The 17,251-nt window shown below is 38.3% G+C and carries 15 protein-coding genes; 5 read left to right on the plus strand and 10 right to left on the minus strand.

From position 1 onward, the window contains the following. Positions 1-39: 39 nt before the first annotated feature. The gene (gene yihA / locus K322_RS0102580) at positions 40-636 is read right to left on the minus strand and encodes a ribosome biogenesis GTP-binding protein YihA/YsxC (RefSeq protein WP_026625464.1); all 597 of its coding nucleotides are present in this window, start codon (positions 634-636) and stop codon (positions 40-42) included. A gap of 199 nt (positions 637-835) precedes the next feature. Here yihA and K322_RS0102585 point away from each other — a divergent pair, with 199 nt between their 5' ends. Further along, positions 836-2,029, plus strand: coding sequence for a M20 metallopeptidase family protein (locus K322_RS0102585; protein WP_035331143.1), 1,194 nt, complete (start codon positions 836-838; stop codon positions 2,027-2,029). 77 nt (positions 2,030-2,106) lie between these two features. Here K322_RS0102585 and K322_RS0102590 read toward each other — a convergent pair whose 3' ends face one another. From K322_RS0102590 to K322_RS0102600, 3 genes are all read right to left on the minus strand, one after another. After that, positions 2,107-3,231 (minus strand): TlpA disulfide reductase family protein, encoded by a 1,125-nt coding sequence (locus tag K322_RS0102590; protein WP_026625466.1) that lies wholly within the window; start codon positions 3,229-3,231, stop codon positions 2,107-2,109. A 171-nt stretch (positions 3,232-3,402) separates the two neighbouring features. Next, positions 3,403-4,503 carry a TlpA disulfide reductase family protein gene (locus tag K322_RS0102595; RefSeq protein WP_026625467.1) on the minus strand — a complete coding sequence of 367 codons (1,101 nt, stop codon included), beginning with the start codon at positions 4,501-4,503 and terminating at the stop codon, positions 3,403-3,405. Positions 4,504-4,545: 42 nt separating this feature from the next. Further along, a complete protein-coding gene (locus K322_RS0102600) occupies positions 4,546-5,634 on the minus strand; it encodes a TlpA disulfide reductase family protein (protein WP_026625468.1) in 1,089 nt (362 codons plus the stop codon). 531 nt (positions 5,635-6,165) lie between these two features. On the opposite strand from K322_RS0102600, the gene K322_RS0102605 reads away from it, so the two are divergent. Further along, a complete protein-coding gene (locus K322_RS0102605) occupies positions 6,166-7,254 on the plus strand; it encodes a hypothetical protein (RefSeq protein ID WP_026625469.1) in 1,089 nt (362 codons plus the stop codon). A 58-nt stretch (positions 7,255-7,312) separates the two neighbouring features. Here K322_RS0102605 and K322_RS0102610 read toward each other — a convergent pair whose 3' ends face one another. Further along, the gene (locus tag K322_RS0102610) at positions 7,313-9,934 is read right to left on the minus strand and encodes a valine--tRNA ligase (protein WP_026625470.1); all 2,622 of its coding nucleotides are present in this window, start codon (positions 9,932-9,934) and stop codon (positions 7,313-7,315) included. A 246-nt stretch (positions 9,935-10,180) separates the two neighbouring features. On the opposite strand from K322_RS0102610, the gene K322_RS0102615 reads away from it, so the two are divergent. The 3 genes from K322_RS0102615 (at position 10,181) to dinB (ending at position 12,110) form a co-directional block, all read left to right on the plus strand. Continuing rightward, positions 10,181-10,570, plus strand: coding sequence for a TM2 domain-containing protein (locus tag K322_RS0102615; protein WP_051290596.1), 390 nt, complete (start codon positions 10,181-10,183; stop codon positions 10,568-10,570). An 88-nt stretch (positions 10,571-10,658) separates the two neighbouring features. Beyond that, positions 10,659-10,982: a DUF2752 domain-containing protein gene (locus K322_RS20530; RefSeq protein WP_157279376.1), complete on the plus strand. Its 324-nt coding sequence runs from the start codon at positions 10,659-10,661 to the stop codon at positions 10,980-10,982. A gap of 57 nt (positions 10,983-11,039) precedes the next feature. Beyond that, on the plus strand, positions 11,040-12,110 hold the full coding sequence (gene dinB / locus K322_RS0102620; protein WP_035331201.1) for a DNA polymerase IV: 1,071 nt from the start codon (positions 11,040-11,042) through the stop codon (positions 12,108-12,110). 53 nt (positions 12,111-12,163) lie between these two features. Here the strand turns inward: dinB and K322_RS0102625 are convergent, their stop codons facing one another. The 5 genes from K322_RS0102625 to ftsA all read right to left on the minus strand — a co-directional run bounded on the left by K322_RS0102625 (position 12,164) and on the right by ftsA (position 17,222). After that, positions 12,164-12,757 (minus strand): RNA polymerase sigma factor, encoded by a 594-nt coding sequence (locus K322_RS0102625; RefSeq protein ID WP_026625473.1) that lies wholly within the window; start codon positions 12,755-12,757, stop codon positions 12,164-12,166. 182 nt (positions 12,758-12,939) lie between these two features. Beyond that, positions 12,940-13,578, minus strand: coding sequence for a pyridoxamine 5'-phosphate oxidase (gene pdxH, locus K322_RS0102630; protein ID WP_035331145.1), 639 nt, complete (start codon positions 13,576-13,578; stop codon positions 12,940-12,942). Between the two features lie 243 nt (positions 13,579-13,821). Then, on the minus strand, positions 13,822-14,271 hold the full coding sequence (locus K322_RS0102635) for a GatB/YqeY domain-containing protein (protein ID WP_026625475.1): 450 nt from the start codon (positions 14,269-14,271) through the stop codon (positions 13,822-13,824). Positions 14,272-14,380: 109 nt separating this feature from the next. Next, positions 14,381-15,676 (minus strand): cell division protein FtsZ, encoded by a 1,296-nt coding sequence (gene ftsZ, locus K322_RS0102640; protein ID WP_026625476.1) that lies wholly within the window; start codon positions 15,674-15,676, stop codon positions 14,381-14,383. Positions 15,677-15,824: 148 nt separating this feature from the next. Beyond that, positions 15,825-17,222, minus strand: a complete 1,398-nt coding sequence (gene ftsA, locus K322_RS0102645; RefSeq protein ID WP_026625477.1) for a cell division protein FtsA — start codon at positions 17,220-17,222, stop codon at positions 15,825-15,827. Positions 17,223-17,251: the final 29 nt, after the last annotated feature.

Consider the following 17,251-nt stretch of genomic DNA (forward strand, 5'->3'; position numbering starts at 1 on the left):
ACCGGATAAAACTTCATTATAAATCAGATCGAGTTTGATTTATAATCCTTTATTGATTTGTTCGATATAATCAAGAATCTCTTCTCCTCCTATTTTAGCTTCGGATGAAGTATGGAATATAGGCGGAAGCTCTTCCCATGTTTCATGTAATTTATTCAAATAAACGGTCATATTCTCATTTAAACGAGATTTGCTCAACTTATCGATTTTAGTAAAAACAATGGCAAACGGAATAGCATTTTCGCCAAGCCACTCGATAAACTCCAGGTCAATCTTTTGAGGTTCGTGTCTGCTATCAAGCAACAAAAACAGGTTTGTAAGCGCTTCACGTTCCAGAATATAATCCTCGATGATCGTTTTAATACGTTCACGTCCATCTTTACCTCTTTGAGCATATCCGTATCCCGGTAAATCAACCAGATACCACTCATCATTGATAATAAAATGGTTTATTAACTGGGTCTTTCCCGGTTTAGCCGATGTCATGGCCAATCCTTTACGATTGGTCAGCATATTTATAAGCGATGACTTACCTACATTAGACCGTCCGATAAATGCAAATTCAGGCTTCTGATCCTGAGGGCACTTACGATAGTCGGTATTGCTTATTACAAATTGAGCGTCTTTTATTATCATTTTGAATGTATTCACAAATTACAAAAATACTACTTTAGATAGATAAAACAATAAGGTCTCAGACCTATTTATTGACTTTGCCAGTATAACAGCAAGAGTAAGCTATCACTTAAAACACATCATTAAATGCTTTTATGGCTTAGTTTTAAATCTTATTCATAACTTTAAGACTTCATTTCAAGTCATCAGAAATATGAAAATGGAACAATCAGAACTTACGAATGCGATCAAGGCAAAAGTCAAACTTTATCATAAAGATACTGTAACCCAGTATCAGCATTTACACCAGCATCCCGAATTGTCTTTCGAAGAGAAAAGCACATCCGAATACATCGAAAAACGGCTGAACGGCTGGGGTATAGAATACCGCAGCCACATCGGAGGATTTGGCATACTAGCGTGTATAAAAGGACAGAACCCAACATCACGTACTATAGCTCTCAGAGCGGATATGGATGCACTCCCCATTACTGAACAAAACCCCGTCAGTTTTAAATCGGAAAACGAAGGTGTAATGCATGCTTGCGGACACGACACACATACAGCAAGTTTACTCTCAGCTGTCAGAATCATAAACGACCTGAAAGATTCTTTCGAAGGTACAATCCTGTTCATATTCCAACCCGGAGAAGAAAAACATCCCGGAGGAGCAAGCCTGATGCTGAAAGACGGCATCTTCGATACGTATAAACCTGACATTATAATAGGACAACATGCTTATGTCGATTATCCCGTTGGAACTGTCGGTTTCGAGGCAGGAGTTATCATGGCATCGGCAGATGAAGTCCATATCAAAATCAAGGGCAAAGGAGGGCACGGAGCTATACCTCATGAAGCCAACGACACGGTACTTGCGGCCTCTCAGTTAATAGTATCAATGCAGCAAATAGTAAGTCGCCGATCCAACCCGTTCAAACCATGTGTACTGACATTCGGGAAGTTCATTGCCGATGGTGCGACCAACATCATTCCCAACGAAGTTACTCTTGCAGGCTCTCTTCGCTGCATGGACGAAGAAGAGAGAAACAAGCTAAAGCCTATTATAAAAGAGATAGCGATAAGCACAGCTAAGGCATATGGATGCCAATGCGATATTGAGGTCTATGACGGATACCCCTGCACATATAACAACGAACAAGTAACAGCAACAGCCAAGTCTTTCGCCATAGAATATCTGGGAGAAGACAAAGTGCTGGGATTGCCCAAACGTATGACATCCGAAGACTTCGGCTTCTTTTCTCAGGAATATCCGTGTACGTTCTATCGGTATGGGATAATGGGTATGCAGCATTGTACAGGATTACACACCCCGACATTTCTTATCGATGAAGAGGCCCTGCGAACTTCTGTCGGAACAATTACCTATCTGGCATTAAGATACTGTAACCCATAATACAAAAAGCTCAGAATAGAATGTCTACTCTGAGCTTTTCTCTTGTTATCTTTTAAGTCACAAACAAATCTGCAACCTTATCTCAATATTTCTGCGAGTTTCTTTAACAGTGCATCACCTCTCAAGTCCTTTTCGATAATCTTACCGTCTTTATCCAAAAGTAGAGTATGAGGAATGCTGTTTACTGCATAAGCAGCACCCAATTCTGTTTTCCAACCTTTCAGATCTGACATCTGAGGCCATGTTATATTCAGGTCTTTGATGCCTTTTTCCCATGCTGCTTTGTCATCATCTAAAGAGATACCGACAATCTCAAATCCTTTTGCTTTATACTTTTTATAAGCTTCTACTACAGTTGGCATTTCTGCACGACAAGGAGGACACCATGATGCCCAGAAGTCTACTAATACCACTTTTCCTTTTCCGGCATAATCAGACAATGCAATTGTTTCTCCGGCAGGAGTCGCGCCTTTGACATCTACAAATGGTTTACCTATTTCTGTAGCATCCAAAGCCTGTAATCTCTGTTCCAATTTTTGAACCTTTGCATTGGCTTTCAGTTTAGCATCCAAGCCTGGCAATAACTCTTTCAACTGAGCGGCTGAAAATGAAACACCTCTATCTAAAAGAACATATTGTCCTAAAACATTAGATATATTAGACTTGGTAAAGTCGAAAGTTGCAGCTTTTATTTCATTATAAACAGAATCATAACTGTTTTCCAATTTGGCTTCTAATTCAGGAGTAAGTTTTTTAGCTTCCTTGGCAGCTTCTTCCTCTTTGCTGATAGCAGCCATTCCTTCGCCGATAGTGTTTCGCTTATCGACAAATGCTTGATACTTATCATTCAGATCCGAACCCTTGATAGTCGCCACATAAGTGGTATCAAAAGACATCTCTATGCTGTCGGCTTCCAAAACAAATACAGCCGGACGGCGCAATGCCTCCATTGAAACAAAACGGATAGCAGGAGCTTCTGCCGCCGATCCGCTAAACACAAATGTACTATTGGCTACAGTCGCAGTATCTACGGAAACATAGTCACCAGTGTTTTCGTCAATAATCTGCAAATAAACTTGTTTTCCATCATACTCCGCAGAAGGTAATTTCCCGGTCAGAGCAAATTCCTTCTTCTCGGGTTTACTTGTACAAGCAGCCATAACAACCGCCAATGTTAGGAACAGTAAAGAAACTTTTTTCATCTTTCTTCAATTTTAAGGTCTCTGACCTATTTGTTAAATCAATAAACGAGTTAATATACATTTTACATTTGTCTGCTATATTAAGTAAAAGAAAATATTTAATGATATACTTTCAGGTTATAACAGACTTTGATTGTTTTACTTACCAAAGTAATAAAAAGGTCTGAGACCTTATTTCAATAATTCAGCGAGTTTTTGCTCTAATTGATCACCTCTCAAATTTTCTGCGATAATATTCCCATCCTGATCAATCAATAGTGTAAACGGAATACCCTGTACATGATAAGGAGCACTTAGTTCGCTACCCCACCCTTTCAGATCCGACATTTGCGGCCAAGTCATATTCATTTTTGTCAAAGCAGCAGTCCATGCAGCTTTGTCTTCATCCAAAGAAATACCGACTATTTCAAAACCTTTTGATTTATAAGCAGCATATGCTTTTACCACATTAGGCATTTCCTGAACACAAGGCCCGCACCACGATGCCCAAAAATCAACCAATACCAGTTTATTCTTACCAACATAATCAGATAAAGCGATTTTCTTTCCGGCCGGAGAATCTCCTTTGACATCAATATATTTTTTACCAACAAATCCTCCGCCACCGTTCTGAGCCTGCTTCATTGAAAGAATCTCTTCTATCAGTTTCTGATGTTCGGGGCTTGATAACGCCTGCAGTTCTTTCACTTGTTCATCAGAGAAAACACCCATAAAGGATATGAAATAGAACTCTCCGACCTTATTTTTGATATTTTCCTTAACAAAATCATAACCAATAGTTCCCATTTGCTTGTTCAAAGCATCCATCTGAGACATATAACCCTGACGTACAACATCGTCTGTTGCCTGATATATTTTTAAATCCAGCGCATCCAACTGTTTTACTACATCTGATAGTTTATTAAAGAAAACCTGACACTTATCATTCATCGGTGTACCCGAAGTTTTAGCGACACTATCTATTGCAACCTCTATAGTTCCATTTTCATAAACAAAAGGAATGCCATTGGGTGTACCCTCAGCGGCTTCTTTTACAACAATGTAACCAACAGAAGGTTCGGTTGTCTCTTTTAATTTGAATTTAAATTTCCCATCATGGACAATAACCGAATCAATCGGCTCAAAATTATCCTTCAATGATTTCATTGACAATAGGTAAACCATCTTGCCATCGTTAGATTTATTGGCGAATGTCCCGTTCAATTCGTTCTGCTTCGTACAAGAAGCCAATAATAAAGCTATTACCGGTAATAGGTATAATAGTTTCTTCATGCTTATTTATTTATAATTATTAATTAAGTAAAATTTGAGACCTTAGTCCAGCAATTCTTTCAATTTATTTGACAACTGCTCGCCTCTCAGGTTTGTTGCGATTATCGTTCCCTCCCTATCCAGCAACATAGTAAAAGGAATACTCGTAATTCCATATAATTGTCCGGCTTCACTCTTCCATCCTTTCAGATCCGACATCTGAGGCCAAGTCATATTCAATCGGGATAGAGCACCTTTCCATGCACTGGCGTCCGTGTCGAAAGAAACTCCGACTATTTCGAAACCCTTGTCCCTATATTCATTATAAGCTTTCACAACATGAGGCATTTCTTTAATACAAGGACCGCACCACGATGCCCAAAAGTCTACTAATATGATCTTTCCTTTCCCTGCATAATCAGACAAAGATATTTGTCTGCCGTCAGGAGCAGGCATCGAAAAATCCATAAACTTAGCTCCTTTTCCGGTTTTGGCTTTCTTCTCAAAATAAGCTTTCATCTCGCTCCCCATCCGGCTATTTTGGAATTGAGGACGTGTTTCAGATAATAAATCAAGAATATCCGAAGGTTCGAACAATTCGATAAAAGAGAATAGGAAGAATTCCCCAACCTCATTGCCAATATTCGATTTTGTATATTCAAATCCGTTGGTTTTAATCGTATTCAAAAGAGCGTCATATTCTGCAGTTCCCTCCTCAGAATCTAAATACTCTGTTTTTTGAAGCAAAGCTTCCAACTTTGTTTTTTGTAATTCCTGATCCTGAATAAACCGATAACATGCTTCATTTCCCGGAGTACCTGATGCAAAAGAAGGTTTTCCCATTTTCAGATCAATAATTCCGCTTTCCAAGACAACCAGTGCTTGAGGAGCATCTTTTAATTGAGGTGACGACACAAACCCCAACTCTACACCTTCCGTTCTTGACAAATCAGAGAAAACGAATTCATTATTCTGAATCAGAGCACTATCAATCTTTACCAAAGAACGTCTGTCATCCGACATCTTCTGAAGATAAATGTATTTACCATTATATCCTGCTCCATCAATAGAGCCATAAATTGTAAACTTCTTATTTTGAGCATTTGCACATAAAGCTATCAGTAATAAACAAATACTAAATATTCTGTTCATAAGCATTTTATTCCTTTAAGGTCTCTGACCTTTTTATTCTATTTCATGAGGTATTTCTTGTGGCTCGACAAAATCAAAATAAATTCTGCATTAATTAAACACTAACTGCCACTAATAAGCAAAAATAGGCAAAGTATTCGATAGATAACTGAATATGACGGGCATTTGTTTATTCTTTTTCAATATTTTACCAAAAAGGTTACAAAAGTTACACACTTTATGTTCACTTTTCGAAGGTTACTTTTTATTTCCTTTATTACTTCAGCTGCCCGTAGTGGCGAAAAATCTTTCGCCTGCAAATACCGGGCAAATAATTATTCGCGCCTACAAAATTCCTCAAAAGGTAACAAAGGTGATACCAAAAATGGACTTTTTCCATTGTTACTTTTTTCCTTTATTGTCACATTTCCCCATTAGATTCTAGCTTTTCAAAGAATATTTACCCATAGATAAAAAAGTAAATAAAAGGTCTGTGACCCTAGGTGTTTTTTTCATACATTTACATTCGAACCATTTAAACAACACATAAATATGGGAGCTTTCTTCTCTAACCTACAGGTTAAAATACCTGCGCATGAATCCCTTTCTAACCGGAACATAATTGATTGTATAATAAAAATCCACAATGATCTGGGCTACGAAACCACCGAAAATGAAGAATCAGCTGATAAAAGTATTATCATAGCCTCAGAGAAATCTACGCCATGGTATTCGATATACGACGAAGACTTTGATCTTAAAGCCAATAGTACCGACATTCTAGCTTCTTTCTTAGCCGAATCATTAAGCACAACTGTCTTAAGTACTATGGTAAGTGACAGTGACTATCTGGATGTCTCTTTATTCGGCATGGACAAAACGAAACATTCTATCAATAATGTCAATGATGAATTGAAATTCACTTTTCCTGAAATACACAGCTGGAATAGTATATTACCTGATAATAAGTCTTTTGAAGATATATTCTCAATATTCAGGGAGCAACAGATATTGGTGGAAAACTATCTGGATAAGCTGGCTCCATTGATACATCTTTCACCCTTATACATTCAATTAGGATATCAATATTTCGAAGAAATAATGCCTAATAAAGGTATAAAGCTACACTTTTCAAAAAAGGAAAAAGAGCAAAAGGAAACTCCGTCTGAGACCAACCTCGTATTCTCAGTGTACGGTTCGGATTATAATTTAAAAATTGGAGAACCTCATCCCATATCTTTTCAGATAAGTAACACAGGACTTTCAACAAAGGAAATAGAGATAATAATGGTAGGCGATGCGATTGAACAAGAAATGATTAAACCATCGGATATACAAATACGAATTAATGAAATTCAAAAAGAAATATCATTCTTAAAGACAATATCAACTGATAATAGAAAACTATGGGTAGCTCAATTAAGCGAGATCAACATACCCGAAGGTTGCTCCCTACCACCCAGCTATTCAATGAAAGAATATAGACGATATATGGAACAGATGTATAAATCGGCTATTATCCTGAACTTCAAAGTAGAAGGAATAAAACCGGGCAAAACATCTTTCTCTATATTCGCAATTCCCTTACCTAGAGGCTGCGGACAATCGGCTTATGCAGAAATAACATTTACTATAGAATAAAAAAACGGTTCCCCTTTTAAATCGAAGGGGAACCGTTTATATATCAACAATCGAGAGATTATTTTTTCAAAGACTCTATCGATTCTTCTATTGTTTTGATCTTGCTTTCGGCATCGGCCAGTTTCTTGCGTTCATTTTCCACAATTTCGGGCTTAGCATTCGCTACAAATTTTTCGTTGCTCAGCTTCTTCTGTACAGAAATTAAGAATCCTTTCAGATAAGTGAGTTCTTCTTCAAGCTTTTTCAGCTCGGCTTCGATGTCGATATTATTGCCGAGAGGAATAGCAAATTCGGTTGTTCCAACCATGAAGGTCACTGAACCCGAAGATTTATCCGAAACCTGATCAATAGCTGTAAGATTACCCATTTTCTGAATAACAGAATCAAATGTCTTGGCATACTCTCCTAAAACTTCCAATCCAAGAAGTTCTTTATTCGGAATATTTTTTTGAAGTCGTACAGTGCGGATACCCGACACTATTTCTTTTACCTTTTCGAAGTCAGACAAATAATCTGCATTAAATCCTTTCGACTGGGGCATATCAGAAATCATAAGACTTTCACCCGATTGACGGTCAGTCAAAGCTTGCCATAATTCTTCTGTAATAAATGGCATAAACGGATGAAGTAATCTCACCAGTGAATCAAAGAATCCCAGTGTTGCATTATATGTTACCGCATCTATGGGTTTTTGATAAGCAGGCTTGATCATCTCCAGATACCATGACGAAAATTCATCCCAAAACAGCTTATACAACTGCATTAATGCTTCCGACAGACGATACTTTCCGAACAGATCTTCAACCTCTTCGATAGTCTTCGATAAGATATTATCGAACCATTGTATTGCTATCTTTGCCGATTCGGGCTGTTCAATAGCTGCATCTACTTCCCATCCTTTAATCAGACGGAAAGCATTCCATATTTTATTGTTAAAATTACGTCCTTGTTCGCAAAGCGCATCATCAAACGGAATGTCATTACCTGCGGGAGCAGTCAACAACAATCCCATACGGACACCATCTGCTCCGTATTGGGCTATCAGGTCTAAAGGATCGGGCGAATTACCCAACTGCTTAGACATCTTGCGTCCAAGCTTATCTCTAACGATACCTGTAAAATACACATTACGGAAACATGGCTGCTGACGGTACTCGTACCCCGACATTATCATACGGGCTACCCAGAAGAATATAATATCCGGTCCTGTAACCAAATCATTCGTAGGATAGTAGTAATTTATTTCTTTATTATCAGGCTCATTAATTCCGTCAAATACAGAAATAGGCCACAACCACGAAGAGAACCAAGTATCCAGACAGTCTTCATCTTGTTTCAGATCCGACATTTGAAGATTGCTATTACCTGTTTTCCTGCGTGCTTCTTCCAATGCTTTTTCAGGAGTTTCAGCAACTACATATCCGCCCTCCGGCAAATAGTAAGCAGGAATACGATGCCCCCACCAAAGCTGACGACTGATACACCAATCCTTGATGTTCTCCATCCAGTGATTGTATGTATTTTTGAACTTAGCTGGAAAGAATCTGATCGTATCATCCTGAACAGCTTTTGCTGCCGGAGCAGCCAAATGTTCCATTTTCAGGAACCACTGCATAGACAGCTTAGGTTCGATAGCCACGTGTGTACGTTCCGAATAACCTACCTTATTGGTATAAGGTTCAGCTTTCTCCAATAAATCAAGATCAGTCAGATCCTTTTCTATCTTTTTACGAACGTCGAAACGATCCATACCTTCGTATGCCAATCCATGTTTATTAAGTGTCCCGTCATCATTGAAAATATCTATTGTTTCGAGGTTGTACTTTTCACCCAGCATATAGTCGTTCACATCATGGGCAGGAGTTACTTTCAAGAAACCTGTTCCGAATTCCATATCCACATAATCATCTTCAATGATAGGTACTTCACGATTAACAATAGGTACAATCACCCGTTTGCCTTTCAGTCTGGCAGTCTTCGGGTCATTGGGGTTAATGCAGACTGCAATATCCCCAAATATAGTTTCGGGACGGGTTGTTGCTATTACCGCATAATCGTCGTCACCTACTACTTTATACTTCAAATAGTACAGCTTGCTATGTTCTTCTTTATGGATTACCTCTTCATCCGACAAAGCTGTTTTAGCTTTCGGATCCCAGTTCACCATACGGACACCTCTGTATATTAATCCTTTATTATAAAGGTCTGTAAATACTTTGAATACACTTTCGGAACGCTTTTCGTCCAAAGTAAAACATGTACGATCCCAATCGCACGATGCACCCAGTTTTTTCAACTGTTCGAGAATAATACCTCCATGTTTATCAGTCCATTCCCATGCATGTTTCAGAAACTCGTCACGAGAAAGATCTTTCTTTTCGATTCCTTCGGCTGCTAATTTTGCAACCACTTTAGCTTCGGTTGCAATAGATGCATGGTCTGTTCCGGGAACCCAGCAAGCATTTTTACCCATCATACGGGCACGCCTGATCAAAATATCCTGAATAGTATTGTTAAGCATATGCCCCATATGCAGCACACCTGTGACGTTTGGCGGAGGTATGACGACTGTAAACGGCTCTCTGCTATCGGGTTCGGAGTGGAAAAACCGATTTTCCAGCCAATACTTGTACCATTTGTCTTCAACTTCTGCGGGGTTGTACTTACTTGCTATTTCCATAATCGTATTTAAAATTCAATCTGCGAAATTACAAAAATGTTTGCATATAGGACTTAACACTTTATCAAAAGTCGTTATGTCCCGAAAAAAGATTGATCACTTCGGACTAAGTATATAAAAAAAACATTTACTTTTGATTTTACTCTAAGGTCTCAGACCTACTTGATCTTTGGCAAGTATAACAACCAAAGTCTGTCATGAACTGAAAATATCATTAAATACTTTTTTTACTTAATATTGTATAATATGGAAAATACAGAAACAACGAAATCGGCAATCAGTCAAAATCAAATTGATATGTTTCTTGCCTCTCATGGAAAGAAGTTTTCCCCGATGCATTTTATGCAAATCAAACAAGAACTGTCAAAGTTGACTGAAAGTCAATATCAAGCCGTTTTAATAGCCGATTACAAAGATCCGACTATGCTTCTTGTTATATCACTTTTAGTCGGTCCATTGGGCATAGACCGATTCTTATTAAATGATATAGGATTAGGCGTAGGTAAGTTATTAACCTGTGGCGGATGCGGAATATGGACAATTGTCGATTGGTTTTTAATACAAGACAGAACAAGAGAATATAACTATAATTTGTTTGTTCAATCCATCTATGGGATGTCGCATTACTCCAATTAAGATATTCATAGAAAAAAGCCGGCAATACCCATACAATAACATTATAGCAATTGCATCTATTATTGCCGGTTATTTATTTTTATTGCTCATGGACTGCGCTTTACACCATGAGTATAAAACGATATGCCCGTTTAAATTAATCACAGGCATTCCATGCCCGGGATGTGGCATGGGGCGTGCCAGCCTGGCACTATTGCATGGACATATCGGGGAATCGCTGTATTATAATATCTTATGTATTCCGTTTACGGCTGCAATCAGTATATCGGCAATCTGGCTCATAAGGGATCTTATCACCAAAAGGAATTCATTTTTCAGCTATATAAAACAACCATTGGACAGAAAGTGGAAATTCTTACTACTGTTTCTCATCTTGTCAACATGGATTTTAAATATCTATCACGAAATTTAAAGAATCCTGCCAAGAAAATACTTGCTCATTCTTCATTTCATTTTGTACTTTTGTTCTATGCGCAAAATCATTCATATAGATATGGATGCCTTTTATGCTTCTATAGAGCAAAGAGATAATCCCGAACTACGAGGCAAACCCGTGGCCGTTGGCTACTCCGGAGAACGGGGAGTTGTTGCCTCCGCCAGCTACGAAGCTCGCCGTTTCGGGGTAAAATCTGCTATGCCTTCCAAAACAGCTCTTCGAAAATGTCCGCAATTAATATTCATACATAGCAGGTTTGATGCTTACGAAACTGCATCTAATCAGATTATGAATATTTTTCATGAATACACGGATCTCGTAGAACCATTATCTTTAGATGAAGCATTTCTGGATGTAACAATTAATCATAAAAACATCCCTTATGCAACAGTGATCGCCCAGGAAATAAAAAAGCGGATTTTGGAAGAAACCTCTCTAACGGCATCAGCAGGAGTAGCCCACAATAAGTTTCTTGCAAAAATAGCATCGGACTATAAAAAGCCAAACGGAATATTTGTGATAAAACCAAAGGATGCAGAGTTATTCGTTGAAAATCTACAGATCGAGCAATTTTTCGGTGTAGGTAAGATTACAGCTCAGCATATGCACCAGATGGGCATCAAAACCGGATTGGATTTAAAGCTAAAATCTGAACAAGAACTGGTCAGCCATTTCGGTAAAGCAGGACACATTTATTACCTCAATGCGAGAGCAATAGACGACCGCCCCGTAGAACCCAACAGAGAACGAAAATCTATCGGTGCTGAAAATACATTCATGAATGATCTGGGAAGTATTGAAGAATTTATACCGCCGCTTAAAGAAATAGCAGCAGAAGTAATAGAACGCATTAAAGAGAATAATTTTGAAGGAAAGACGATTACTCTCAAAGTCAAGTATGTTAATTTTAAAACGATAACAAGAAGCCGGACTTTATTAAGCAACATAACAGACTATCATACTCTGATGGAAGTTGCGACAGATCTGATCAAACATATAGATATGCAGGAAAAAGTCAGGTTATTAGGATTAAGTATAAAGAAAAATGATAGTCCGGGAAGCATATCAAGAGCCATTCAGCTTACTTTAGATTTTAAGGATTAAAGTCTCAGGCTCTCGACCAACACACCACCACTAATAGGAAAACACATTATAAATTAAATCACATGCAGAATAACTCCGTTTTCTTCAGCTAATTTACGTATATTAATAATGGCATATCTCATCCGTCCCAATGCCGTATTAATACTTATCCCTATCTGATCGGCTATTTCTTTGAAGCTCAAATCCTGATAATATCTCATTTCCAAGACTTCCCGCTGATTATCGGGCAGATACTCAATCAAACGTTTAACATCTGTCAGTATCTGAGACCAAACCATTTTATCTTCTATAGTGATATCACATAGTGTAGCATCATTCAATAAATCAACTTCCATCTCATCATTTGAGACAGTATTTTCGTTTCTTTCTAAGCGGAAGTAGTCTATAATCAGATTGTGGGCAATACGCATTATCCACGCCTTAAATTTACCATTCTCAATATAACGTCCCTGTTTTATATTGATGATGGCCTTCACAAAAGTGTCTTGAAAAACATCTTCTGCCATTTCTCTATTCTTGATTATAAAGAATATATAGTTATATACATTCTTTCGATGTCGCCTCAATAGCTCATCAAAGGCATGATTATTCCCTATTGCATAATCAATGACCAATTCCTCGTCAGTCTTGGCTTTCAGTGAATCCATTACTAATATATGTATTTATTATAGAGTAATGTTGTTCTATAGGCGATGTAGTTTTTAAGTCTATTTATAAAGTTACAAATAAAGGTCAATTATCCTAATTTTCCAAATTTTCACAGATTTTAGATCTGAAAAATGTTAACAAAACAACTTTCCAACAAATTAATCAATTAATTATCAGCCGATTACGGAGCAATTCGATTTATAATCCATCTACTATCCGATAAGCGGTATTGGATTCGATCGTGTAAACGGCTCGAACGCCCCTGCCAGAACTCGAAAAGGGTAGGCTTTACAATATATCCTCCCCAATTCTCGGGACGGGTTATCTCTTTACCTTCAAATTTCCGATTGTATTCGGAGAGTAAGTTGTTCAAATATTCTCTATCCGGAATAATTTCACTTTGCGGAGATGCCCATGCCCCCAAACGGCTATTCACAGGACGAACTTCGAAATACGAATCAGACTCCTGCGATGATATCTTTTCGGCATGCCCCTCAATTCTTATCTGACGTTCCATTTCCAACCAAATAAAGTTTAAGGCACATTGTGGATTTTCTTCCAATTGATGGGCTTTCTTGCTTTCGTAATTTGTGAAAAACACGAATCCCTCTTTCCTGAATTGCTTAAGCAATACAATGCGTGACGATGGTTTCATATCCAGACCTACTGTTGCCAGATTCATAGCATTGGGTTCTTTAACCATTCTCCCGATAGCCTCATTGAGCCATACTTCAAACATATCAAAAGGATCAGGCAATGCGTCCGATTCATTCAGTATGGTTTGAGAAAAGTCTTCCCGCAAATTAAACAAGTCTATCATAAATATGAATTAAGGTCTCAGACCTTTTTATTGCTTTGGTAAGTAAGACAACCAAAGTATGTTACAAATCAGAAATATATCGTCAAATACATTCTGTTATTTATTATTACGAAAATAGAACACGAAACTAACACGATTTGTTCTCTAGCTAATATTGGATTTTATTTACATAAAGACACAAAAAAGGGTTATTGACTTGAGCAACAACCCCTAAATATTCTAAACTTGTATAAATACGGTTCTTTACGACAGCAATTTTTTAACAGTCTCAGATATTGCACGCCCGGCTGCTAAACCAGCCAATTCTTTTGTTGCAACCCCCATTACCTTACCCATGTCAGCAGGGCCACTGGCTCCAACCTGAGTAATTATTGCTTTTAATTTAGCCTCCAGTTCTTCTGCGGTTAACTGCTTAGGAAGATACCCTTCCAGTACCGCCACCTCGGCAAGTTCTTTTTCGGCTAAATCCTGACGGTTCTGAGATACATATATTTCCGCACTGTCTTTGCGTTGTTTTACCATCTTCTGAAGAATCTTGATTGCTGTATCATCTTCCAGCTCTCCATGTCCTTCTTTTGAGGTTTTAGCCTCAATAAATTCTTTTTTAGCACCACGCAAAGCTTCTAATCTTACTTTATCTTTAGCTCGCATTGCGTCTTTAATATCTTCACTTACTTTATCAAACAAATTCATAACTTGTTATTTTTAGTAATTTAATTATGGTAAACAAGTAGACCAGTTAACAAGTACTGAATGTACGTCTATCCGTTTACTGATTTAATAAATAGGTCTGAGACCTTGATCAGTTAAATAAATCGGTAGCCTTTTTATTATTATCAGGCTTATATTCATTTGGGTTGAAATCCTCACCTCTTTTGAATACAGGTGTATTCTCTAAAGCTTCGACTATACGATCGTCATCTAATTCTTCGGTCGACAGTATAACTGGTTTCGGCGTAAAGAATGATCTGACATCCATTGTCTTCACTCCATCCTTACCATAATGCTGCTCGATCATCACATTGATACGACGCTTTTCTTCTTCTTCTTTATATTGACGCTCTTCTTCTTCACGTAATTCTTCGTCTGACAACTCGCGCAGATGCTCTTCTATTCCCGGAATGCTCGACATTCCGAAGCCTGTTGCCAAAAGAGTAATCTTCACTTTTGCACCCAAGTCTTTTTCAGTGGCTGTACCCCAGATAACTTCAATCTCAGGACCAAAGCGTTTCATAAATTCAGATACAGACTCCATTTCTTCAACAATCAACGGATTATCTTCACCCGAATAAATATTGAATAATATCTTCTTAGCATCAAATACATCATTATTGTTAAGCAACGGAGAGTGCAAAGCATTCTTGATCGCTTCATCAACACGATATTCACCTTCACCCATACCACTACTCATGATGGCGACACCTCCGTCTTTGAGTATTGTCTTCACATCGGCAAAGTCAAGATTGATATGCCCGTGTACAGTGATAATCTCGGCAATACCTTTTGCGGCAATAGCTAATGTATCATCAGCTTTGGCAAAAGCGTTAGGTATAGTAAGATCCGAATAAATATCTATCAAACGCTCATTATTGATTACCAATAGAGCATCTACATTCTTAGCAATCTCTTCGACACCTTTCAGTGCCTGTATGATTTTTTTGCGGCCTTCGAATACAAAAGGAATAGTTACAATACCAACAGTAAGGATATTCATATCCTTGGCTATACGGGCTACGACAGGTGCAGCACCTGTTCCTGTTCCCCCACCCATACCGGCAGTAATGAATACCATTTTTGTACCATCGCTGAGCAATTCCTGAATATCCGTCAAGCTTTCTTCTGCGGCCGCTTTTGCGACTTCCGGACGGTTTCCGGCTCCAAGCCCCTCTGTTGTACGACGTCCAAGCTGCACTTTCACCTCTACCGGTGCTTCATGCAATGCTTGATTATCAGTATTACACAATGCAAACGAAACATCGTGAATACCTTCATTATACATATGGTTTACGGCATTACCTCCACCTCCGCCAACACCTATCACTTTGATGATTGTTTGCGTTTTCCGTGGAAATTGAAAGTCTAATATTTCGTCATCCATATACTAATATATCTTCTAATTTAAGGTCGAAGACCTATTTATTATTTTTATATATAAACTACCAATAAGTAACTGAAAGAATTTAACAATATATTTATTATCTCATCAATAGCCATCATTACTTATCGAAACAAAAATGACATACTAATCAATCTTCGTCTTTAAACATGGTTCCTCCAAGATTCTGAATCTTTCCGAAAAAATCGAATAATCCGGGACCTTTCTTGTCCTTCTTCTTTTTTCTCGGTTTTTCCTCATCTTCATCTTCCTCCTCGTCGTCTTCATCGGTATTTACAACCGGAGCAGCCTGCTGCACTACGGGTGCAACGTGTTTTTTAGGTTCTTCTGCAGCTGTTTCAGTTGGTACTGATTCAGATACCGATACCGAAGGCCTGTTCAAATAATCACTTTTGGAAGTCTCCCGTTTTTCGCAATTCTCGTTAGCAAAAAGCAATAAACCCAAAACTTGTGTATATGCCGGATTCTGAAGCAGATCGGCAGCATTATTTATATACAAGCGCTTGGCAGCCCCTCGTTTCACCGGCATCTGCAATTTTTCTTCAAGAAATTCGGGTAGACCTGTTAATTGAGATGCAGCACCAATGATAACAGCTCCGGCCTCGAGTTGATTATAGTAGCCCGATTCTTTTATCTGATTGATTATATTTAATATAATTTCTTCTTCACGTAATTGAATAACCTTATTCAACTCTTTTACATCCACATCCGAATTGGATGTAGTCTGCTTATTTTTATCCTTACCGACTCTTCCGTATTTAATTTTATACGATTCGGCGGCAGTGTCAATAAATCCCAATTCTTTAATATCTTTCGTTACGGTACGTCCTCCGAATGGAATCACCACCATATAACGAAGCAAGCCTCCCTTATATATAGAAAGAGTGGTTGTTCCAGCACCAAAGTCAATCAATGCACAGCCGGCTTGTTTATCTGCTTCATCCAAAACAATGGCTCCTGCAGCTACAGGTCCTACTATATAACCGGCTATCTCCAATTGGTTTTTCTCCACAAGACAGCGGTTCAGATTACTTTTTATATTAGGACGTCCGACAATCAGACGATAACGGCCTTCGACGACAGAAGCTGTTTTATTAATCGGATCTTCATCATATTGTCCGTCCAAAAATATTTCAGGTGCTACAACACTGTAATTCGTCAAAAACTCAGGCTTATTCTGACGGGCCTGCTGTTCCATCTGGTCTATAACCGCAAATGTAACATCCGACTCCACGCCCAGATCCTTCGTTAATGAATATTCTATTGCCCGCAACGATTTTCCGGCAATAGATACGTATACTTTACCTATTTTACGTCCCGATTTATTTTCGAGTAAGTTTATGAGCTTCTTTATTTTACCGGAAGCTTCATCAATATTATATACAACTCCATGTTTCACACAGTTGTCGGACGGGATTGATTCCGAAGCAAGTATAGATATTACACCTTGCTCGTTTTTACGCCCCATAAGACCGACAATCTTTGAAGTTCCCAGGTCGATACCCACGATAAAACCCGCCTGTTCCATATCTTCTATCTTTTCAGTTAAGGCATTCA

This window comes from Indolivaga capnocytophagoides DSM 22835 (assembly GCF_000426485.1).
Lineage (GTDB): Bacteria > Bacteroidota > Bacteroidia > Bacteroidales > Dysgonomonadaceae > Dysgonomonas_A > Dysgonomonas_A capnocytophagoides.